The organism is Mycobacterium ahvazicum (assembly GCF_900176255.2).
In the GTDB taxonomy this organism is placed as follows: Bacteria; Actinomycetota; Actinomycetes; order Mycobacteriales; family Mycobacteriaceae; genus Mycobacterium; species Mycobacterium ahvazicum.
In genome coordinates this window covers 868,772-888,846 of record NZ_FXEG02000003.1, presented here as the reverse complement: position 1 = coordinate 888,846, position 20,075 = coordinate 868,772, and the positions used below count along the sequence as shown (strand labels likewise).

At 67.6% G+C, this 20,075-nt stretch carries 19 protein-coding genes and 2 pseudogenes; 10 read left to right on the top strand and 11 right to left on the bottom strand.

The genetic code is table 11. From position 1 onward, the window contains the following. Positions 1–21 precede the first annotated feature (21 nt). Complete coding sequence (locus MAAFP003_RS16850) at positions 22–1,125, bottom strand: adenylate/guanylate cyclase domain-containing protein (protein ID WP_096288678.1); 1,104 nt, start codon at positions 1,123–1,125, stop codon at positions 22–24. A gap of 44 nt (positions 1,126–1,169) precedes the next feature. Between MAAFP003_RS16850 and gcvT the strand changes: the two genes are divergently transcribed. Together gcvT and MAAFP003_RS16840 are read left to right on the top strand one after the other, a co-directional pair. Further along, on the top strand, positions 1,170–2,273 hold the full coding sequence (gene gcvT / locus MAAFP003_RS16845; RefSeq protein ID WP_096288676.1) for a glycine cleavage system aminomethyltransferase GcvT: 1,104 nt from the start codon (positions 1,170–1,172) through the stop codon (positions 2,271–2,273). A gap of 55 nt (positions 2,274–2,328) precedes the next feature. Further along, on the top strand, positions 2,329–3,435 hold the full coding sequence (locus MAAFP003_RS16840; protein WP_096288674.1) for a branched-chain amino acid aminotransferase: 1,107 nt from the start codon (positions 2,329–2,331) through the stop codon (positions 3,433–3,435). On the opposite strand, the gene MAAFP003_RS16835 is transcribed toward MAAFP003_RS16840, so the two are convergent. Genes MAAFP003_RS16835 through MAAFP003_RS16820 form a run of 4 tightly spaced genes read right to left on the bottom strand, consistent with a single transcriptional unit; the run spans position 3,432 to position 6,435 of the window. After that, on the bottom strand, positions 3,432–4,181 hold the full coding sequence (locus MAAFP003_RS16835; RefSeq protein ID WP_096288672.1) for an adenosylcobinamide-GDP ribazoletransferase: 750 nt from the start codon (positions 4,179–4,181) through the stop codon (positions 3,432–3,434). The genes MAAFP003_RS16840 and MAAFP003_RS16835 overlap by 4 nt on opposite strands. Beyond that, positions 4,178–5,242: a nicotinate-nucleotide--dimethylbenzimidazole phosphoribosyltransferase gene (gene cobT, locus MAAFP003_RS16830; protein WP_096288670.1), complete on the bottom strand. Its 1,065-nt coding sequence runs from the start codon at positions 5,240–5,242 to the stop codon at positions 4,178–4,180. The genes MAAFP003_RS16835 and cobT overlap by 4 nt, the downstream gene beginning before the upstream one ends. After that, positions 5,239–5,775 (bottom strand): bifunctional adenosylcobinamide kinase/adenosylcobinamide-phosphate guanylyltransferase, encoded by a 537-nt coding sequence (locus MAAFP003_RS16825; RefSeq protein WP_096291219.1) that lies wholly within the window; start codon positions 5,773–5,775, stop codon positions 5,239–5,241. The genes cobT and MAAFP003_RS16825 overlap by 4 nt, the downstream gene beginning before the upstream one ends. Positions 5,776–5,802: 27 nt before the next feature. After that, entirely contained in the window at positions 5,803–6,435 is a 633-nt protein-coding gene (locus MAAFP003_RS16820; protein WP_243394145.1) for a DUF3043 domain-containing protein, read from the bottom strand. A 246-nt stretch (positions 6,436–6,681) separates the two neighbouring features. On the opposite strand from MAAFP003_RS16820, the gene MAAFP003_RS16815 reads away from it, so the two are divergent. Continuing rightward, entirely contained in the window at positions 6,682–7,758 is a 1,077-nt protein-coding gene (locus tag MAAFP003_RS16815; RefSeq protein WP_165796421.1) for a glycerate kinase family protein, read from the top strand. A 70-nt stretch (positions 7,759–7,828) separates the two neighbouring features. Beyond that, entirely contained in the window at positions 7,829–8,185 is a 357-nt protein-coding gene (locus MAAFP003_RS16810) for a HesB/IscA family protein (RefSeq protein ID WP_096288664.1), read from the top strand. Positions 8,186–8,207: 22 nt separating this feature from the next. Here MAAFP003_RS16810 and MAAFP003_RS16805 read toward each other — a convergent pair whose 3' ends face one another. Further along, positions 8,208–8,876, bottom strand: a complete 669-nt coding sequence (locus tag MAAFP003_RS16805) for an Rv0361 family membrane protein (protein WP_096288662.1) — start codon at positions 8,874–8,876, stop codon at positions 8,208–8,210. A gap of 195 nt (positions 8,877–9,071) precedes the next feature. Between MAAFP003_RS16805 and MAAFP003_RS16800 the strand changes: the two genes are divergently transcribed. Continuing rightward, a complete protein-coding gene (locus MAAFP003_RS16800; protein WP_096291218.1) occupies positions 9,072–10,046 on the top strand; it encodes a carbohydrate kinase family protein in 975 nt (324 codons plus the stop codon). 98 nt (positions 10,047–10,144) lie between these two features. Here MAAFP003_RS16800 and asnB read toward each other — a convergent pair whose 3' ends face one another. After that, positions 10,145–12,088, bottom strand: a complete 1,944-nt coding sequence (gene asnB / locus MAAFP003_RS16795) for an asparagine synthase (glutamine-hydrolyzing) (protein WP_096288660.1) — start codon at positions 12,086–12,088, stop codon at positions 10,145–10,147. A 153-nt stretch (positions 12,089–12,241) separates the two neighbouring features. On the opposite strand from asnB, the gene ctaC reads away from it, so the two are divergent. From ctaC to MAAFP003_RS16775, 4 genes and pseudogenes are all read left to right on the top strand, one after another. After that, entirely contained in the window at positions 12,242–13,297 is a 1,056-nt protein-coding gene (ctaC, locus tag MAAFP003_RS16790) for an aa3-type cytochrome oxidase subunit II (RefSeq protein ID WP_096288658.1), read from the top strand. A gap of 8 nt (positions 13,298–13,305) precedes the next feature. Beyond that, positions 13,306–13,725, top strand: a complete 420-nt coding sequence (locus tag MAAFP003_RS16785; protein WP_096288656.1) for a cytochrome c oxidase subunit 4 — start codon at positions 13,306–13,308, stop codon at positions 13,723–13,725. A 182-nt stretch (positions 13,726–13,907) separates the two neighbouring features. Then, positions 13,908–14,818, top strand: a pseudogene (locus MAAFP003_RS16780) (MmpS family transport accessory protein). Continuing rightward, positions 14,818–15,450 carry a DUF2561 family protein gene (locus MAAFP003_RS16775; RefSeq protein WP_096288654.1) on the top strand — a complete coding sequence of 211 codons (633 nt, stop codon included), beginning with the start codon at positions 14,818–14,820 and terminating at the stop codon, positions 15,448–15,450. Before MAAFP003_RS16780 ends, MAAFP003_RS16775 begins: the two are co-directional and overlap by 1 nt. A gap of 7 nt (positions 15,451–15,457) precedes the next feature. On the opposite strand, the gene MAAFP003_RS16770 is transcribed toward MAAFP003_RS16775, so the two are convergent. Then, complete coding sequence (locus MAAFP003_RS16770; RefSeq protein WP_096291217.1) at positions 15,458–15,691, bottom strand: hypothetical protein; 234 nt, start codon at positions 15,689–15,691, stop codon at positions 15,458–15,460. 216 nt (positions 15,692–15,907) lie between these two features. Between MAAFP003_RS16770 and MAAFP003_RS16765 the strand changes: the two are divergent. Beyond that, positions 15,908–16,350 (top strand): annotated as a pseudogene (locus tag MAAFP003_RS16765) (DUF5994 family protein). Between the two features lie 17 nt (positions 16,351–16,367). On the opposite strand, the gene qcrB reads toward MAAFP003_RS16765, so the two are convergent. The 3 genes from qcrB to qcrC are packed head-to-tail and all read right to left on the bottom strand — an operon-like array spanning position 16,368 to position 20,058. Then, positions 16,368–18,014 (bottom strand): cytochrome bc1 complex cytochrome b subunit, encoded by a 1,647-nt coding sequence (qcrB, locus tag MAAFP003_RS16760; RefSeq protein ID WP_096288652.1) that lies wholly within the window; start codon positions 18,012–18,014, stop codon positions 16,368–16,370. Further along, positions 18,011–19,189, bottom strand: coding sequence for a cytochrome bc1 complex Rieske iron-sulfur subunit (qcrA, locus tag MAAFP003_RS16755; RefSeq protein ID WP_096288650.1), 1,179 nt, complete (start codon positions 19,187–19,189; stop codon positions 18,011–18,013). Before qcrA ends, qcrB begins: the two co-directional genes overlap by 4 nt. Next, entirely contained in the window at positions 19,186–20,058 is an 873-nt protein-coding gene (qcrC, locus tag MAAFP003_RS16750) for a cytochrome bc1 complex diheme cytochrome c subunit (protein WP_423790906.1), read from the bottom strand. Before qcrC ends, qcrA begins: the two co-directional genes overlap by 4 nt. Positions 20,059–20,075 lie beyond the last annotated feature (17 nt).

The window sequence follows — 20,075 nt, the reverse complement described above, 5'->3', positions numbered from 1 at the left end:
CCTAGTCAACGGGGGTGGTGTCTAGCTCGGCAGCGTCCCCGCACGCAGGTCGAACGCGGGTACCGGGTCGTCAAATCCCTTGAGCGTCAACGGTCCACACGCGAGCGCGGGCACGCCGGGCAACTTGTCGCGCAGCTCGGAGGTGGCCAGGATCTGTTCTGGGGCCGCTGCGGCCACGAGTCGGGCGGCCAGGTTGACCGGGTTGCCGAAGTAGTCGCCGTTGATGGCGACGACGGTGCCGTACGCGAGGCCGGCGCGGACCTGCAATCCTTCGTCACGGGCTTTGGGGTGCTCCACCAGGTGAACCGCCGCCCGCAGCAACTGCTCGGGCGCCGAGCTCACCCACATCACCTCGTCGCCGATGAACTTCACGATCCGGCCGCCGTCGGCGTGCACCACATCCGAGACGGTGCCGGCGAACTCGTTGAGCAGATGCGACAGCTGGGCCGGCGTCAGCGCCTGAGTCAGCGCGGTGAAGCCGGACAGATCCGCAAAACCGACACCACACACCACGGCGGCCGATGTGTCGCGCAAAACGCCTTCGAAGTGTGTTCGAGCGCTGGTCAGATGATGGCGGTGCACGACGTCGATCAGGGCGCCGAGCCGGGGGACGAACTCGGCGACGGAGCGGTACGCCTGTGCGGTGGCGAGCTCGTCACGGGTGTGGGTCATCTGAATATCCGGTGTCCCGGCGCGAATCATCGTCGACTCGGCTTCAGCCAGCCGGGCCATCGCAGCGCCCAGCACCCGCAACAGGCCGAAGGCCCCCTCATGGCCGACGACCGCCCTGATCGCCAGCCAGGTCGCCAGGGCATCGACGTCCGCCTGGCTGAGCACCGGAATATCGGGACCGGCGACGGTCAGTCCGAGTAAAGCCCAGGCTCGTGCGACGTCTTCGGCTGATATCCCGAGTTCCTGGGCCGCGGTCTGCACCGTGTAAATCGGTCGCCCCGACCACGACAAAACGTCACCGGCCAAGCCGAACAACCGGCCGCGGAGTTCGGCTTCCGCCATTTCTTCGACCGTGAAGCCGAGGTCGTCCAGATATTTGATCAAGTCGGCCCGCTCGCGCGCGTTCGCTACCCCGGCGGCTTCCAGCGCCTCGAAATCCAGGGAATCGGACACCTACAGCAGTCTGCCAGGTGCTCCCACGATTAGGGTGGATCGTCGTGAGCGATGCGACGGAGGCACTCAGGGGACCGCTGGAAGATCGTCATCGTGAGTTGGGCGCCAGTTTTGCCGAATTCGGCGGCTGGCTGATGCCGGTGTCGTACGCGGGCACCGTCAGCGAGCACAACGCGTCGCGAAATGCCGTGGGCCTGTTCGACGTCAGCCATCTGGGCAAGGCGCTGGTTCGCGGTCCGGGTGCCGCCCAGTTCGTCAACTCCGCGCTGACCAACGACCTGGGCCGTATCGAGCCCGGCAAGGCGCAATACACGTTGTGCTGCACCGACTCCGGCGGCGTCATCGACGACCTGATCGCGTACTACGTCGACGACGACGAGATCTTTCTGGTGCCCAATGCCGCCAATACGGCCGCGGTGGTCGAGGCGCTGCAGGCGGCCGCACCGTCGGGTCTGACGATCACCGACGAGCATCGCTCCTACGCGGTGCTGGCGGTGCAGGGCCCGCGCTCGAGCGAGGTGCTCGCCGAGTTGGGGCTGCCGAGCGACATGGACTACATGGCCTTTGCCGACGCCTCCTTCTCGGGGGTGCCGGTGCGGGTCTGCCGCACCGGCTACACCGGCGAACACGGCTACGAACTGCTGCCGCCCTGGGACACCGCGGGTGTGGTGTTCGACGCGCTGGTGACGGCGGTGTCGAATGCGGGCGGCGAACCGGCCGGTCTGGGCGCCCGCGACACCCTGCGCACCGAGATGGGTTATCCGTTGCACGGCCACGAGTTGTCGCTGCACATCTCGCCGCTGCAGGCCCGCTGCGGCTGGGCGATCGGCTGGAAGAAGAGCGCGTTCTTCGGCCGCGATGCGCTGCTGGCCGAGAAGTCGGCGGGGCCGGCCCGGCTGCTGCGGGGTCTGAAAATGCTGGGCCGGGGTGTGTTGCGGCCCGGGCTGACGGTGCTGGCCGGGGAAAACCCGGTCGGGCTCACCACATCCGGGACGTTTTCTCCGACGTTGCAGGCCGGCATCGCGCTGGCGTTGATCGACACCGACGCCGGGGTCGAAGACGGTCAGCAGGTCACCGTCGACGTGCGCGGTCGTGCGGCGCAGTGCGAAGTGGTGCGCCCGCCGTTCGTCGAGCTGAAAACGCGCTAGCCACCGCCGCTTCATGCGGGAAAAACCTATTGGTACGCGCATATACAATCGGCGCATGACGAGCGGCCTTCTAGAGTTCACCGTTCAACACGCGTCCAATCCCGCTAGTGGCGCAGAACGTGACTCCATCCTGGCCGACCCCGGATTCGGCAAGTTCTTCACCGACCACATGGTTTCGGTCGATTACGACGAGGGCCAGGGCTGGCACAACGCGCGGGTGATCCCGTACGGCCCAATCCAGCTGGACCCGTCCGCGATCGTGCTGCACTACGCGCAGGAAGTGTTCGAGGGACTCAAGGCATACCGCTGGGCCGACGGCTCGGTCGTGTCATTTCGCCCGGACGCCAACGCCGCCCGGATGCGCGCGTCGGCGCGGCGCATCGCGATTCCCGAGCTGCCCGACGAGCTCTTCCTCGAATCCCTGCGCCAGCTCATCGCTGTCGACAACGCCTGGGTGCCCAGGGCGGGCGGCGAAGAGGCGCTGTATCTGCGGCCGTTCGTCTTCGCGACCGAGCCGGGGCTGGGTGTGCGACCGGCCAAGCACTACCGCTACCTGCTGATCGGTTCGCCCGCCGGCGCGTACTTCAAGAACGGCATCAACCCCGTCGACGTCTGGGTGTCAACGGATTACGTGCGGGCCTGCCCCGGCGGTACCGGTGCGGCGAAGTTCGGCGGCAACTACGCCGCGTCGCTGGTGGCCCAGGCCGAAGCCGCGGAACACGGTTGCGACCAAGTGGTTTGGCTCGACGCGGTCGAGCGTCGCTTCGTCGAAGAGATGGGCGGCATGAACCTGTTCTTCGTGTTGGGCAGCGGCGGCACCTCGCGGCTGGTCACCCCGGAGCTGTCCGGCTCGCTGCTGCCGGGGATCACACGGGATTCGTTGTTGCAGTTGGCACTTGACGCGGGCTACACGGTCGAAGAGCGCAAAATCGACATCGACGAGTGGCAGAAGAAGGCCGCCGCGGGGGAGATCACCGAGGTATTCGCTTGCGGCACTGCGGCGGTCATCACGCCGGTCGGCCGAGTGAAGTACGCTGACAGCGAGTTCAGCATCGGTGACGGCCAGCCGGGCGAGGTGACGATGGCGCTGCGCAACACGCTGACCCGCATTCAGCGGGGGACCTTCGCCGACACGCACGGCTGGATGACACGGTTGGGCTAGAACCGGACCAGTGCCGCGAGCGTCACAGCGCTGACCGTGGTGGTGAGTTCGATTGCGGCGCCCAGCACATCGCCGGTCATGCCGCCGAAGCGGCGCACGCAGTGCGCGACCAGCACCGCGGCGCAGCACAACGCCAGCACCACCGCGGCCGGGCCCTGCCATGGTTGCGGACCGGCCAGCAGCGAAGCCGCCAGCAGCGCCACGATCCAGCCGGCGACGACCGGCAGTGGCTGAGTGCCGGCGACGTCGACGCCCAACTCGCTACCGTCGGCTGCCGTCGCCGGGCGCCGGCAGGCCAGCACGGCGCTGACCCGGCGGGCGGCACCCGCCACGACGATCGCGGCAAGCCCGTGCCGCCAGGTTGCGCCGAGGGCCGAAAACGCCAAGCCCTGCAACAGGATCACCAGCACGACGGCCGCGACACCGAAGGGTCCGGTCGATCCGTCGCGCATCACCGCCAGGGCGCGTGTCGGCGGCCCGTAGCAGCCCAGCCCGTCGGCGGTATCGGCGACGCCGTCGATGTGCAGTCCGCGGGTCGCGAGCAGAAGTGCCGCCACCGCAAGCAATCCCGGCAGCGGGCTGGACGCACCGAAGGCCAGCGCGCCGCCCCAGGCGATGCCCGCGGCCAGTGCGCCCAGGGTCGCACCGACCACCGGCAGCGCGGTCATGGCGCCGCGGCCCATCGCGCCGCCCCGCACGGGCAGTACCGTTGCGAACGCGAAAGCCGTTGCCAGCGAACGAATCACGGAGATGGCGGAGCATCGTCGGGCCGGCTCGAAACACCGGCTTCGGAGAACGTCGCCATTGACGACAACGTGGCCACCGCGGCGCGCAGCACCGGCAAGGCCAGCGTCGCGCCGCTGCCCTCGCCCAGCCGCATGCGCAGGTCCAGGATCGGGTCCAGGTCCAACGCGGTCAGCGCCAGCGCATGACCCGGCTCGGTGGATCGATGGCCGGCCTGCCACCACTGCCGCGCGCCCGGTGCCAGGCGTTCGGCGACCAGCGCGGCGGCCGTCACCGCCATGCCGTCCAGCAGCAGCGGGGTGCGCCGCACGGCGGCTTGTGCGCAGAAGCCGGCCATCGCGGCCAGATCCGCGCCGCCGCAGCAGCGCAGCAAGGCAACCGGGTCGGGCAGCACCGGCCGGGTCCGGTACAGCGCGTCGCGCACCGCGGCCGTCTTGCGGGCCCAGCCGGCATCGTCGATGCCGGAACCGAAGCCGACCACCGCAACCGGCTCGGCGTTCGTCAGCGCCGCCACCAGAACGGCTGCCGCCGTGGTGTTTCCGATGCCCATGTCGCCCGCGATCAGCAGGTCGGCGCCGGCGTCGACCTCTTCGTCGGCGATGCGCTGGCCCGCCGCGATCGCGGCGGCGGTTTCCTCCTGGCTCAGCGCGTCCTGCACGGCGATGTCGCCGCTGGAGCGACAGACCTTATGCGCGCCGATCTGCTCCGAGAGCGGCTCGGCGTCCACCGCCACATCGGCCACCCGCACCGTCGCGTCCGCGATCGCGGCCAGCGTGTTGATCGCCGCGCCACCGGCGTCGATGTTGGCGACCATCTGTGCGGTCACCTCCGGCGGGTATGCCGAGACCCCGGATTGAGCGACCCCGTGATCGCCGGCGAACACCACCACCCGGGCGCGCGCGAATTGCGTTGGCGGGCAATGCCCTTGGCACGACGCGATCCACACGGACAGGTCCTCGAGACGGCCCAGCGCACCGCGCGGCTTGGTCAGGGTGTCGTGGCGGGCTCGGGCTGCCGCGGCCGCGGCCGCGTCGGGGGAAGAGATCGGCGCGAATTCCATCATGTCCCTGACGGTTTGATCGACAACGGTTGGCCGGCCACCACCAACACCACTTGATCGCACAGTGCCGCGGCGCGCTGGTTGAGTGAGCCCAGCTCGTCGGCGAACCGGCGGCCGGAGGCGGTGGCGGGCACCACGGTCAACCCGACCTCGGGACTGACCAGCACCAGCGTGGATTCGAACGCACCGACGGCGTCCAGCATCTCGTCGACCGCTGCGCCCACCGAGCCGTGCTCCCAGGCTTGGTGGTGATCCAGGGTCCCGGTGAGCCAGGTGCCGAGGTCGTCGACCAGGGTCGGGGTGGCCGGGGACTGCCGCAATTCGGTGGTGATGTCCTGGGTTTCGACCGTCGACCAGTGCGCGGGCCGACGACCGCGGTGTTTCGCGATCCGATCAACCCAGTCCGGATCGGTGGCGTCGCTTTGTCCGGCGGCCAGGTAGCGGACCGGTTGCCCGGCCGGCACCGACGCGGCGATGGTTTGCTCGGCCCACTCGGATTTGCCCGACCTGATCCCGCCGAGCACCAGGGTGCGCACTGCGGTCAGCAGGCTTTCCGGCAACGGCTAGTCGACACGGCTGCCGCGCTTGACCTGAGGCCGCGGCGCCCGCATGCGGCGCATCTGGGAAGCCCGGCCGGCGGCGTAAATGCCGAGTTTCCAACGGCTTTCGGTGTTGCTCGGGAACTTCTCGTCGACCAGCCTGCTGACCTTGCGGCCCAGGATCAGGCCGTCGATGGCCATGATCGCGGTGATCACCAGCATCGCGGGGGAGATGTAGAGCTGCAGCTGTGGAGCGCCGAACATGACGAACAGCAGACCCAGCGTCGCCGGCATGAACAGGCCGAGCAGGTTGCGCCGGGCATCCACCACGTCGCGCACATAGCGGCGGATCGGACCCTGGTCGCGTGGCAGCAGGTAGGCCTCGTCGCCGGCCATCATGCGTTCCCGCCGGTCGGTCATCCGGGCCCGGCCGGCGGTGCGCTCGGCCTTGCGCTCCTCGCGGCTGAGTTTCGGGCCCGCCAGCGATTTACGGCGAGCGCGCGCTTCGGCGGCGGTCTTGGGCGCCGGGGCGACGGGGCCCTTCTTCGCGCTGCGCCGGGCAGCTTCGCGCTTGGGTGTCGGCCGGCCCTTGGGCCCGGTTGTGCGTGATCCGCGCGATGCCGCCTCCAGGGCGGCATCGGAGGCAACCGGTGTCACGAGATCGTCTTCGCCGGCCTCTTCATGGGTTTTCTTACGGCCCAACAACTTCACAACCGCCAGGTTACTTCGCGACCCGCCCGGTTCGGTGAATGGGCTCGTCAGGCATCGCGATAGCTCTGCGGCGGCACGTTAGTTGGACCTACCCTTAACAGTGATGAACGGCTACGGGTAATGGACAACGGCTCGATGGCCTCGGACGATGTTGCCACTGGTCTTTCTCCGGGTCGTTTGCAATTGCCGGCTATGCGGGTGTTGGTGGCCCCGGATTGCTACGGCGACAGTCTCTCGGCGCTAGAAGCTGCCGCCGCTATCGCGACCGGCTGGACGCGGTCCCGCCCGGGCGACCAGTTCATCGTCGCCCCGCAGTCCGACGGCGGTCCCGGTTTCATCGAGGTGCTGGCCAACCGGCTCGGGCAGAAGCGGCGCGTCGAGGTCGCCGGGCCGCTGGACACGACGGTCGAAGCCGAGTGGGTCTGGGATGCGGAGACGGCGACCGCCTACCTGGAAATTGCGCAGGCCTGCGGTCTGGCGCAGCTTGGCCGCCCGGCCGACCCCGAGACGGCGCTGGCGGCACACAGCAGGGGAGTCGGGCAGCTGATCGCCGAGGCGCTGCGCGCCGGGGCGAGGCGCATCGTGGTGGGGCTGGGCGGCAGCGCGTGCAGCGACGGTGGGCAGGGCATGATCGCCGAGTTGGGCGGTCTGGAGGTCGCCCGGCACCAACTGGCCGGTGTTGAGCTGATCGCCGCCTCGGACACCGAATATCCGCTGGTGGGGCCGTGGGGCGCGGCTCGGGTGTTCGGGCCGCAGAAGGGCGCCGACACGGCGACCGTCGCGGCGCTGGAAGTCCGCCTCGAGGCGTGGGCGCTGCAGCTGGAGGCGGTGGCCGGACGCGACGTGAGCTCGGAGCCGGGGGCCGCCGCCGCCGGGGGTATCGGAGCGGGGTTGCTCGCGCTTGGGGGCCGCTGCGAGTCCGGTGCGGCGATCATCGCCGAGCACACCCATCTGGCCGACGATCTCGACATCGCCGAGTTGATCGTCACGGGCGAAGGCAAGTTCGACGAGCAGTCGCTGCACGGAAAGGTGGTCGGTTCGCTCGCCGCGGCGGCCGGCCCGCTCGGAATTCCGGTGATCGTGCTGGCCGGTCAGGTCGGCCTGGAGAAAACCGCGGTCCGGACGGCGGGCATCATGTCCGCGCTGTCGATGGCCGAGTACGCCGGTTCGGTGGGATTGGCGCTGGCCGACGCGGCAAACCAGCTGATGGGATTAGCGTCACAGGTGGCGGCGCGACTCGGGAATAGCGGTCCTGCGAGGTACCGTTGAGGCATTGGGTTCTCACCGAGTGGTTCGGGTGCCCGGGCACCTACCCAACAACAGGCATGTAGGAGAAGTAATGACGGTGCAAAACGAGTCGACCGCCAAGACCCATGGCGTAATCCTGACCGAGGCCGCCGCCACCAAGGCGAAGTCCCTGCTGGACCAGGAGGGACGTGACGACCTGGCGCTGCGTATCGCAGTTCAGCCGGGTGGCTGCGCTGGCCTGCGATACAACCTGTTCTTCGACGACCGCTCGCTGGACGGCGACCTGACCGCCGACTTCGGTGGCGTGAAGCTGACGGTGGACCGGATGAGCGCTCCGTATGTGGAAGGCGCCTCGATCGACTTCGTGGACACCATCGAGAAGCAGGGCTTCACGATCGACAACCCGAACGCCACGGGTTCGTGCGCATGCGGGGATTCCTTCAACTGAGCGCGGTGTCCAGCACGCCGGGCTAGTACGAGCCCCCGGTACGCAGCACGTACGAGCACACCAGGATGTCGCCGCGCTGGAACAGCAGCTGCGCGACTCCCTGAACCTGGCCGCGCAGCGGGCCGCCGGTGGCAGGCGATACCTGCATCGTGAACAGCGCCTGCGCCTGGTACTGCGACAGGTACACGATCTTGTCGATCGAGGTCAGCTGGACCTGCGAAAACTGCTTGCGGAACGCGTCGCTGCTCAGCTTGGCCAGGGCCTGGTCGGACCGGCGGTCGCGGACGCCGTCGTAGAGGCCGCAGAGCGCGTTGCGGGCGACCTCGTCGGTGTTGCGGTTCTCCAGCGCGTCCAGGTAGCCCTGGATCGCCGTCTTGGCCGAGGCTTCGGAGAAGGCGGCACCGGTGTTGGCCCCGTTGGTCCGGACGCCGTACACGATCGCCGCCGTCATGGCCGCCACCAGTGCGACGGCCGCCAGCACCCCGATGACCAACCGTCGCGTGGAGCGCCGCTTCGGGTAGCCCGGCGGCGGTGTCGGGCCAGGGTAGGCGCCCCGCCCAGGCTCGTTGCCCGGCCCTGGCGCGTAAGCGGTTTCGCCGACCGGAGGGTCGTGCGGGAAGTCGACGGGCTCGGTGTAGGGCACCGGTCCGTCGCCGCCGACACCGTGGTTCGGTGAATGCGGACCGCCCATTGTGGATCTCCTACGTTGGTAGACACCGACCACGAGCGGGTACCGCCCGAATAGTCGGTCCCGGCGACTTCAGGTGAGTTCCCTAGGGAGGCTAGCGCACCCCCGTGCGCCGACCGCCGACGCTGGCGCTGTCTGGTTGGCCGTCGAAACGCGTAGGTAGGCTAGACGCGCTTACCAATGAAGGGTGGATATTTCGTGACGATCGCGGTAACCGGTTCGATTGCGACCGACAACCTGATGCGTTTTCCCGGCCGGTTCTCCGAGCATCTGCTGGCCGAGCATCTGCAGAAGGTTTCGCTCAGCTTCCTGGTCGACGACCTGGTGATTCACCGCGGTGGTGTGGCGGGCAACATCGCCTTCGCCATCGGCGTGCTCGGCGGTGATGTCGCGCTGGTCGGCGCGGCCGGTGAGGACTTCGGCGAATACCGCGAGTGGCTGGAACGCCACGGGGTCAACTGCGAGAACGTGCTGATCTCCAAGACCGCGCACACCGCCCGGTTCACCTGCACCACCGACGAGGACATGGCCCAGATCGCGTCGTTCTACCCGGGCGCGATGTCGGAGGCCCGCAACATCAAGCTCTCCGACGTCGTGTCAGCGGTCGGCAAGCCGGATCTGGTCATCATCGGGGCCAACGACCCCGACGCGATGGTGGTGCACACCGAGGAATGCCGCAAGCTCGGCCTGGACTTCGCCGCCGACCCCTCCCAGCAGTTGCCTCGCCTGTCCGGCGAGGAGATCAACAAGCTGATCGACGGGGCGGCCTACCTGTTCACCAACGACTACGAGTGGGAGCTGCTGCTCAACAAGACCGGCTGGTCGGAGAGCGATGTGCTGGAAAAGGTCGGCCTGCGGGTGACTACGCTGGGTGCCAAGGGCGTGGACATCGTCGACCGCGACGGCACCATCACCCACGTCGGCGTGGTGCCGGAGAAGAGTCAGACCGACCCCACCGGCGTCGGCGACGCGTTCCGGGCCGGCTTCCTCACCGGGCGCAGCGCCGGGCTGAGTATCGAGCGTTCGGCTCAGCTGGGCTCGCTGGTCGCCGTGCTGGTGCTGGAAACGACCGGCACGCAGGAGTGGAAGTGGGACCACGCGGAAGCCAAGACGCGGCTGGCGGACGCCTACGGCGACGAGGCGGCCGCCGAGATCGCCGCGGTGCTTGCTTAGTGCTAGGCAGCCGTCGAGTGTGAACCCGCGGCGCCGAGTGTGCGCTCAGGGCGCCGTGGCCTCACACTCAAGGCCCAGGTTTCACACTCGACGACCCGCTAAAGCTGAACCGGGTACACCGGCTCGCTGATCTGGGGCACCACGGTGCCCTCGACGAAGATCGCATGCCAGAGCATGAAGATCAGCACCGTCCACAGCCGGCGGCTGTGATCACCGAAGCCGCTGCGGTGTTCGTCGAGCATCCGGCGGACGGCGGCGGTATCGACCAGATGCCCGGCCTGCGACGCGTCCACCGTCGCGTAGGCCCACTCCAGCAGTTCGCCGGCACGCAGCCAATGCCGGATGGGCACCGGAAACCCGAGCTTGGGCCGGTGCAGCACGTGCGCGGGGACGATGGGCTCCAGCGCGCGCCGCAGCGCGTATTTGGTGGTCGTGCGGGTGATCTTCGCCTCGACGGGTAGCCGCGACGCGACGGCGAACACCTCCGGGTCCAGGAACGGCACCCGCAGCTCCAGCGAGTTGGCCATCGTCATCTTGTCGGCCTTGACCAGAATGTCGCCGCGCAGCCAGGTGAACAGGTCGACATGCTGCATCCGAGCCACCGGGTCCCAGCCCGCCGATTCGGCGTACACCGAGGCCGTCACGTCGGTATGCGTCCAATCGTCGCGGAACCCGGTCAACACGTCGCGCAGTTGGGCATCCGAGAAGCTGCGGGCGTTGCCGTAGTAGCGCTCCTCGAGCGTCAGCGAGCCGCGATGCAGCAGGCTCTTGCCGCGCATCCCGTCGGGCAGCGGCTTGCTCATCTTGCCCATCGACCGCCGCAGCGGCCGGGGCAGATAGTCAAAAGGCTTCAGCGACAACGGTTCTCGATATATCGTGTAGCCGCCGAACAGCTCGTCGGCGCCCTCACCGGAGAGCACCACCTTCACGTGCTTGCGGGCCTCACGCGCGACGAAGAACAGCGGCACCAGCGCCGGGTCGGCGACCGGTTCGTCGAGATACCAGACGATCTCGGGCAGGGCGGCGACGAACTCGCCGGCGCTGACCACCTTGGCGATGTGGCGGGCACCGATCGCCTCGGCCGAGGCCACCGCGACGTCGATCTCGGAGAAGCCCTCGCGCTCGAATCCGGTGGTGAACGTGATCAGCCGCGGGTTGTGCCGGATGGCCAGTGCCGCGATCGCGGTGGAATCGATGCCGCCGGACAGGAACGCCCCGACGGTCACGTCGGCGCGCATGTGCTTGGCCACCGAGTCCTCGAGCACCGCGGTGATCTCGTCGTAGCGGGCCTGCTCGGTGTCGCGGGTCAACGGCGCCGCGGCGAACCGCGGCGCGAAGTAACGGCTGACCTGCGGCGGGGATCCGGGCCGGATGCGCGCGTAGCAACCCGATTCCAGCCGGCGCACCCCGCGGTGCAGCGTCTCGGGCTCCGGCACGTACTGCAGCACGGTGTAGTGCTGCACTGCGCGCTCGTCGATCGCGGTGTCGAACGCGACCAAGTCGACGAGATCCAGCAGGCACTTTTTCTCGCTTGCCACCGCCGTGCCGCCGGTGCCGGTCGCCATGAACAGCGGCTTGATGCCGAAAGGATCGCGGGCACAGAACAATTCGCGGGTGACTGTGTCCCACAGCGCGAAGGCGAACATGCCGCGCAGCCGGGTCAGCACGCCGGTGCCCCAATGGTGGTAGCCGGCGACGATGGCCTCGCCGTCACCGTCGGTGGCGAAGGCGGCGCCGTACTGGGCGGCCAGTTCCTCGCGCAGTTCGAGGTAGTTGTAAATCTCGCCGTTGAACACCAGCACGTAGCGGTCGGGCGTCTCGGGCGGTCCCCAGCGCAGCGGCTGATGCGAATGCGCGATGTCGATGATGGACAGCCGGTTGAAGCCGAAGACAACCGTTCCGTCGGCGCCAGGGTCGGCCCAGGTGCCCGGCTCGTCGGGTCCGCGGTGGCGCATCAAATGCGACGCGCGCGCGACTGCATCGTCGGCCCGGGCCGCATCAGCACTGTCCGGGTCCGCGACGAACGCCAGCAGTCCACACACGGCCACCAATATGCCGTACTTCGGTGACGCTTGTGGGCGCCGCACCGGGCCGGTCGCGACGACGCGGCGCCCGACCGGCCGGGGTTTAGTCGCCGGGCGCAGCGGCGTGGTCTACGCTGCGTAGTATTCGACGTTCGAGCAGGAGGCGCCAACGTGACACCCGGCGGGCAGTTCCGTTCGCAGCGTTTGTCGCATCGCATATTTCGAACGCTGGCGCTGGCCGGAACGCTGGGAGTGCTGGCGGTCACCCTGAGTGGTTGCAGCTGGCAGACGGTGTTTGCGCTGGGCTGGCCCGAGGGCATCACCCCGCAGGCCCACCTCAACCGAGAGCTGTGGATCGGCGCGGTAATCGCTTCGCTGGTCGTCGGGGTCATCGTGTGGGGCCTGATCTTCTGGTCGTCGGCGTTCCACCGGAAGAAGGCCACCGACACCGACCTGCCGCGGCAGTTCGGCTACAACATGCCGCTGGAGCTGGTGCTCACGGTGACGCCGTTCCTGATCATCTCGGTGCTGTTCTACTTCACCGTCGTGGTGCAGGAGAAGATGCTGCACCTGGACAAAAACCCCGAGGTTGTGATCGACGTCACGGCCTTCCAGTGGAACTGGAAGTTCGGTTATCAGAGCGTCAACTTCAAGGACGGCACACTGACCTACGACGGCGCCGACGAGGCCCGGAAGAAGGCGATGGTCTCCAAGCCCGAGGGCAAGGATGAGCACGGCGAAGAGCGCGTCGGCCCGGTGCGCGGGATCAACACCGAAGACCGGTCCTACCTGAACTTCGACAAGATCGAGACGCTGGGAACGCCCACCGAGATTCCGGTATTGGTGCTGCCGGCCGGTAAGCGCATCGAATTCGTCTTGAATTCGGCCGACGTCATCCACGCTTTCTGGGTGCCGGAATTCCTGTTCAAGCGCGACGTGATGGCCTATCCCAAGCAGAACAACTCGGTCAACGTGTTCCAGGTCGAAGAGATCCAAAAGACCGGGGCATTCGTCGGCCACTGCGCGGAGATGTGCGGCACGTATCACTCGATGATGAACTTCGAGGTCCGCGTCGTTGAGCCCAATGACTTCAAGGCTTATTTGCAGCAACGCAGCGAAGGAAAGACGAACGCTCAAGCGTTGCAGGCGATCGCCCAGTCTCCGGTCGCGGTGACCACTCATCCGTTCGACACTCGCCGCGGCGAACAGACGCAACCAGTCGGTTAGGACACGCAATGCATATCGAAGCAAGGCTGTTCGAATTCATCGCCGCGTTCTTCGTCTTTTGCGCGGTGCTCTACGGGGTACTGACGGCGCTGTACGCCACCGGCGGCGAGGAGTGGGCGGGTACCACCGCGCTGGCGCTGACCGGCGGTCTGGCGTTGATCACGGCCACCTTCTTCCGGTTCGTGGCTCGCCGCCTCGACACCCGACCCGAGGACTACGAGGGTGCTGAAATCAGCGACGGTGCAGGCGAATTGGGATTCTTCGCCCCGCACAGCTGGTGGCCGCTGATGCTCGCATTGTCGGGCTCGGTGGCCGCGGTTGGTATCGCGCTGTGGCTGCCCTGGCTGATCGTCGCCGGTGTGGTGTTCATCCTTGCTTCGGCCGCCGGATTGGTCTTTGAGTACTACGTGGGCCCCGAGAAGCACTGATTTGCGTCTCAAAGGTAACAATCTGGGCATCAGTTGAGCTGTCGCCCGTTTGCCAAGACTTCTATGCGCTGCCCGGTTCGGTAGGGTTTGCGCAGGCACATGAGAATCTCCCGAGCGCGTGCGACACGAGGTACCCCTGAAGCCGCGTGCGCAGGTGACGCAGTTGGACAGGGCAGGCAGACATGAGCGGGCCGAAACCCCCGGGATGGGAACCCGACGAATCCGATTCGGCCAGTGAGCTCACCCACGAACCGAATTCCGGCGGCGAGCCCGACGACGAATCAGACGAGCACGACGACGAATTGCACGGCCGTCACGAACTCGAGCCATTCGGCGACAGCGGCGCGATACCGGCCGCAGAGCAGACCGGCGAGACGGACGCATATTCGCGTGCCTACTCCGCGCCGGAGTCCGAGCATTTCATCAGCGGCCCATATCTGCCGGCCGATCTGAGGCTCTACGACTACGAGAATTACGACGACGCGGCCGACGACGACGAAGACCACGACGGCGCCCCTCGCTGGCCGTGGGTGGTCGGCGTGGCCGCCATCGTGGCCGCGATCGCGCTGGTGGTGTCGGTGTCGCTGCTGTTCGCGCGCACCGACACCAGCCAACTGGCCAATCCGGGCACCACCACGTCGTCGACGCCTCCCGTGCAGGACGAAATCACCACGACCAAGCCGCCACCGCCGCCGACCACCACCGAACCGCCGCCGCCACCACCAACCCCGCCCCGCCCCCCCCCGCCCCCCCCCCCGCAGCCCCGCCGGCCACGACTTCGGCTACCGCGGCCCCGCCTCCGGCGCCGACGACACCGGCCGGTCCGCGGCAAGTCACCTATTCGGTGACCGGGACCAAGGCCCCGGGCGACATCATCTCGGTGACCTACGTCGACGCCTCGGGCCGCTCACGCACCCAGCACAACGTCTACATCCCGTGGTCGATGACGGTCACCCCGATCTCGCAATCCGACGTCGGCTCCGTGCAGGCGTCCAGCCTCTTCCGGGTCAGCCGGCTCAATTGCTCGATCACCACCAGTGACGGAACGGTGCTGTCGTCGAACAATGCCGACCAGCCCCAGACGAGCTGCTGATGGTCAGCAGATACTCCGCGTACCGTCGCGGGTCCGACACCGTTCCGCCGGATGTCATCGATCGCTTGCTGCTGGGCACGTGCGCCGTGATCTGGCTGCTGTTGCTGGGGGTCAGCGTGGCCGCTGCCGTCGCGCTGGCCGATCTCGGCGGCGGCCTGCACAGCGCGGCCCGGAATTCGCACAGCACGCCGTGGGTGCTGTACACCGTCATCGTCGTGTCCGCGTTGATCATCGCCGGCGCCATCCCGGTGCTGCTGCGGGCCCGCCGGATGACCAACGCCGAACCGCCGATCGTTCGGTCGACGGCCCTGCAGGGAAGGCCGCCGACCCGGACGTCCAACGCGCGCACCGTGGTCGAACGGGTGCGCCCGCAGCGCGCCCCGGCCGCCGACGCGAACGGGGAGTGGTCCGGCGAGGCCGTGGACCGAATCTGGTTGCGCGGCACCGTCGTGTTGACCACGACGATGGGCATCGCACTGATTGCCGTCGCCGCGGCGACCTACTCGATGGCCGTGGGGCACGACGGCCCGTCCTGGGTGGGCTACGGGCTGGCCGCCGCCGTCACCGCGGCGATGCCGGCGGTCGAATGGCTCTACGTGCGCCAGTTACGCCGGGAAGTCGCCGCAACCTAGTCGGCTGTCACGAAGCTTTGGCGTACCTGCGGACCAACTCGTCCTCGCGGAACGTGCTGGTGTGCTGCAGGCCTCCGTCGTCCCGGCAGAAAAACGTCCACTGTCGCGGACCTGTGTGCGGTGAGCCGATCATCTTGACCGTGTAGCGCAGACCGGTGGGGCGACTCGTCCCGATGACGTCACCCACCCGAATCTGCGACGGGTGAATCTCGGGTGCGTCGTTCCAGTCTTGAACTGCCATCAACCAGCCATCCCCGGTTTTGGGCCGCGTCACGCCGTCACATTCCGGAATTACCTAGCTGTGGCGTAGCGTCAAGCGTGAGTTGGCCTCGTTGTCAGCGGTAGTACAACCGCATCGGCGCCCCGCTCCGCCGCCCCCGACTTTGGGGGCGATGTCGACGGTGAAGGGATCGCCCGTGAAGTCTATGACACTCAGCAGCGCAAGCCGACATCTTCGATGAGCCGACCCGTCGGCGGTCGCGGCGCAGCCAAACCCATCCGGTTGTCGCTGGCGCGTGAGCTCGGCCGCGTCATCGACGGCGCGTGGTGGCCGCGCGCCGACCGCATGAGCATTGAATTGCCCGGCCTGGTTGCCCTGCTGACTCCGATGCTGGGGGACATCACGACGATCAACGTCAATTGGCAACCGCTGCAACGACCACCCGACTTCAATTGGCCGGGGGATGGGACCAGAAGCACCACCACGTCATGACCATCGAGGCCGGCGACCGCCGCGCCAACCTGCTGATCGTCCCGTACGCGACCTACAGCGCACTCGCGCTGATGGTATTGCGCTGCGCCGCCGACCTGCCGGTCTGTGCCGCTGACCGGGAGAAGCCCATCTTCGTGACCGCAGGGTCGATCCTGCGCGCGGCCCAACAGCAACGCACCACCGGCTGAGCTAGCCGCAGCGGCGGCTAGTGCTCGCCGTTGCTGGATCCGTTGGTTTCCTGGCGTTCCCGCAGCGCGGTCAGCGCGCGTTGCTCCGAGGCGTGGGCCGCCTCGCGCAGCGCCGCGTCCTCAGAGGCCGGGTCGGCGAACAAGAAGCTGCCGCTGCCCGGCGTACCGGCGGAGCCCAGCTTGTTCATCTTGTTGGGAATCGCCGCGCCCGCGTATTCCAGCGGAATCGGGTGGCCGTGGTCGTCAACCGGGCCGAGCGGCTGATGCAGCTCGATGTAGGCACCGTGCGGCAGCCGTTTGATGATGCCGGTCTCGACGCCGTGCTCAAGCAGCGCCCGGTCGCTGCGCTGCAGCCCGATGCACCAGCGGTAGCTGATGAAGAAAACGAGCGGCGGCAGGATCACCATGCCGATACGCCCGATCCACGTCGTCGCGTTCAGCGAGATGTGGAACGTGTACGCGATGATGTCGTTCATCGCGCACAGCGTCAGCAGCATGTAGAAGGCGATCGCCATCGCGCCGATCGAGGTCCGCACCGGCACGTCGCGCGGCCGCTGCAGCAGGTTGTGGTGGGCCTTGTCGCCGCTGAACCGCTTCTCCAGGAACGGGTAGATGATCAGCAGGATGAAAACGGCACCCATGATCAGGGCCACCCAGACCACGGCCGGAATGGTGTGGTGCCAGAAGTAGAACTCCCACGGCGGCCAGATACGCGCCAGGCCTTCGGTCCACATCATGTAAAAGTCGGGCTGCGAGCCGGCCGACACCTGAGATGGCTTGTAGGGACCCAGGTTCCAGATCGGGTTGATCTGGAGCAGGCCGCCCATCAGGCCCAGCACACCGACGATGGCCGCGAAGAACGCGCCGGACTTGACCGCGAACACCGGCATGACGCGCACGCCGACGACGTTGTGCTCGGTGCGTCCCGGACCGGGGAACTGGGTGTGCTTCTGGAACCACACCATGGCCAGGTGCAGCCCGATCAGCGCCAGGATGATGCCCGGGATCAGCAGGATGTGCAGGGCGTACATCCGGGGGATCAGGATGGTGCCGGGGAAGTCACCGCCGAAAAGTGCCCAGTGCAGCCAGGTTCCGATCACCGGCATGCCCAGCGTGATCGACGAGAGCGCGGCCCGCAGACCGATGCCGGAGAGCAGGTCGTCTGGCAGTGAGTAGCCGAAGTAGCCCTCGAACATCGACAGGATCAGCAGCAGCGAGCCGATCACCCAGTTGGCCTCGCGGGGCCGGCGGAAGGCGCCGGTGAAGAAGATGCGCGCCAGGTGCACCATGATCGACGCCGAGAACATCAGCGCGGCCCAGTGGTGGATCTGGCGGACGAACAGGCCGCCGCGGACCTCGAAGGAGATGTCGAGTGCCGACTGGTAGGCCCGCGACATCTCGACGCCGCGCAGCGGCTGGTACACGCCGTTGTAGGTGACGTCGACCATGGACGGGTCGAAGAACAGCGTCAGGTACACCCCGGTGATCAGCAGCACGAAGAAGCTGTACATCGCGATCTCACCGAGCAGGAACGACCAGTGCGTCGGGAAGACCTTGTTGAGCTGCCGGCGGACCGCGGCCGACGGGTGATACCGGCTGTCGATGTCCTCGCCCTGGCGGGCCAGGACATCACCGATCTTCGGGGGACTCAGTTTCGGACTCATGTTGTCGTCCTCTCCCAGAACGCAGGACCGACGGGCTCGATGAAGTCGCCGTTGGCGACGAGATACCCGTTTGAGTCAATGGTGATCGGCAGTTGCGCCAACGCACGGGCCGCCGGGCCGAAGATCGGCTTGGCGAAATGCAGAGCGTCGAACTGCGATTGGTGGCAGGGGCACAGGATTCGGTAGGACTGCTGCTCGTACAGCGACGACGGGCAGCCCAGGTGCGAGCAGACCTTGGTGAACGCGAAGAACTCGCCGAAGTTGAAGCTTTCCTGGTTCTGACGCTTGACCACCCGCGGCATGTCGGTGGGCCGGATCCGGATGAGCATCACCGGATTACGGACCCCCATCTTGATGCCGATCAGCTTTTCGTGCGATTCCACCGTGGTGCCGTCGCCGTCGGACTCCCGCCACGGGAACACGGTCTCCATGCCGCCGGCGTCCATGTCCTCGGGGCGCATCTTGACGAACGGGGCACCCTCGGTGGCGCCGGTGGCGCGCGCCAGGAAGATCGTCTCGCCGTGGTAGCGCGGGGTCCAGCCCGAGGTCCACAGCACTGCTTTCATGCCGTCGGCGGTGGGCACGACCGGCTTCCACGGGTTCTTGATCAAGCCGCCGGCAAACGCCACCAGGGTGCCGAGGCCGAACGCGCCCATGCCCAGGCCGAACGACGCTCCGATCAGCTTGCGGCGCCCGATCGTCGACGTCTCGTAGGCGTCAGTCAGGTTCGCGACGACCGTCTTGCGGTCGATGTCACGCGAGACGCCGTCATGGCGGTCCTGAATCGAAATCTCTTCCGGGATAAAGCGTTTCTGATACAGGATCGCGCCGATGGCGATCGACAGGACCGACATCCCGAACGTGAAACCGTACAGCGGCGTAGCCAGCGAGTAGAGGAAGTTGCCGGCCTGCCCGTCGCCCTTGTACTCCCACGGCCAGAACAAGAAGATCAGCAGCAGTGCCAACCCGAATCCGCCGCCCAGCAAAAGCCACAGGGCCACGCCGCGCTCGGCACGCTTCTCGGCCTTGGTGCCCTCGACCGGCCAGCGCGGCTCCTTGAAGACGGTCTCGACGCCGTCGATCTTGCCGCCCAGCTCGAGCAGTTCCTGGTTGGACATCGCCGCCAGTGCGGCCTGGTCCGGTTCTTTACCGACGCCGGTGCTTTCCGAGCTCATGCCCGTGCCCCAATCCACAATGCCAACGCGATGGCCGCGACCATCCCGATGATCCAGATCGCCATGCCCTCGGGTGCCGGCCCGAACCCGCCCAGGCCGTAGCCACCCGGCGATCGCTCCTCGGTGACGTTCTTGACGTAGCCGATGATGTCCTTCTTGGCTTCGAAGGAAAGCTGGCGGTCGGCGAACTTCGGCATGTTCTGCGGGCCGGTCAGCATCGCCGTCAGGATCTGCTGCTCGTTGGCCTCACCCAGGTCGGGTGCGAACTTGCCCGACGACAGCGCGCCGCCCTTACCGGTGAAGTTGTGGCACGAGGCGCAGTTGAGACGGAACAGATCGCCACCGCGGCCCAGGTCCTCGCCGCGCAGCGAGTGCATCGCGATGCTGCCGTCGGGATTGCGCACCACGGTCGGGCCGCCACCGTTGGCCTGGACGTAGGCCCCGAGCGCGTCGATCTGGGCCTCGTCGAAGATCGGCGCTTTACGCGGGGCCTGGGCCTCGCCGCGCATGGCCGGCATGCGGCCGCTGGACACCTGGAAGTACACCGCCGCCTCGCCGACGCCGATCAGGCTCGGCCCGTGGTCCGGCACGCCCTGCAGGTTGGCGCCGTGGCAGGACACACAGGAGGTGTCGAACAGCTGCTTGCCGTTGCGCAGCAGCGCCGAATTCGACTCGTCGGCGACCGCGACCTGTGGGGTGGGGGTCAGGACGGCGGCCAGCCCGCCGGAGATGGTCAGCGCGATCATCAGCAGCACCCCACCGGACAGCCGACGGCGAAGGCGCCGCCTGCTCTGCTCCCGCAGGGCTTTTTTGCGAGGCTGACTCTGCGGCTTACGGCCGCGGGATCGGATGAACCCCAGGTTCTTCAACCGAGCACTCCTGTCTA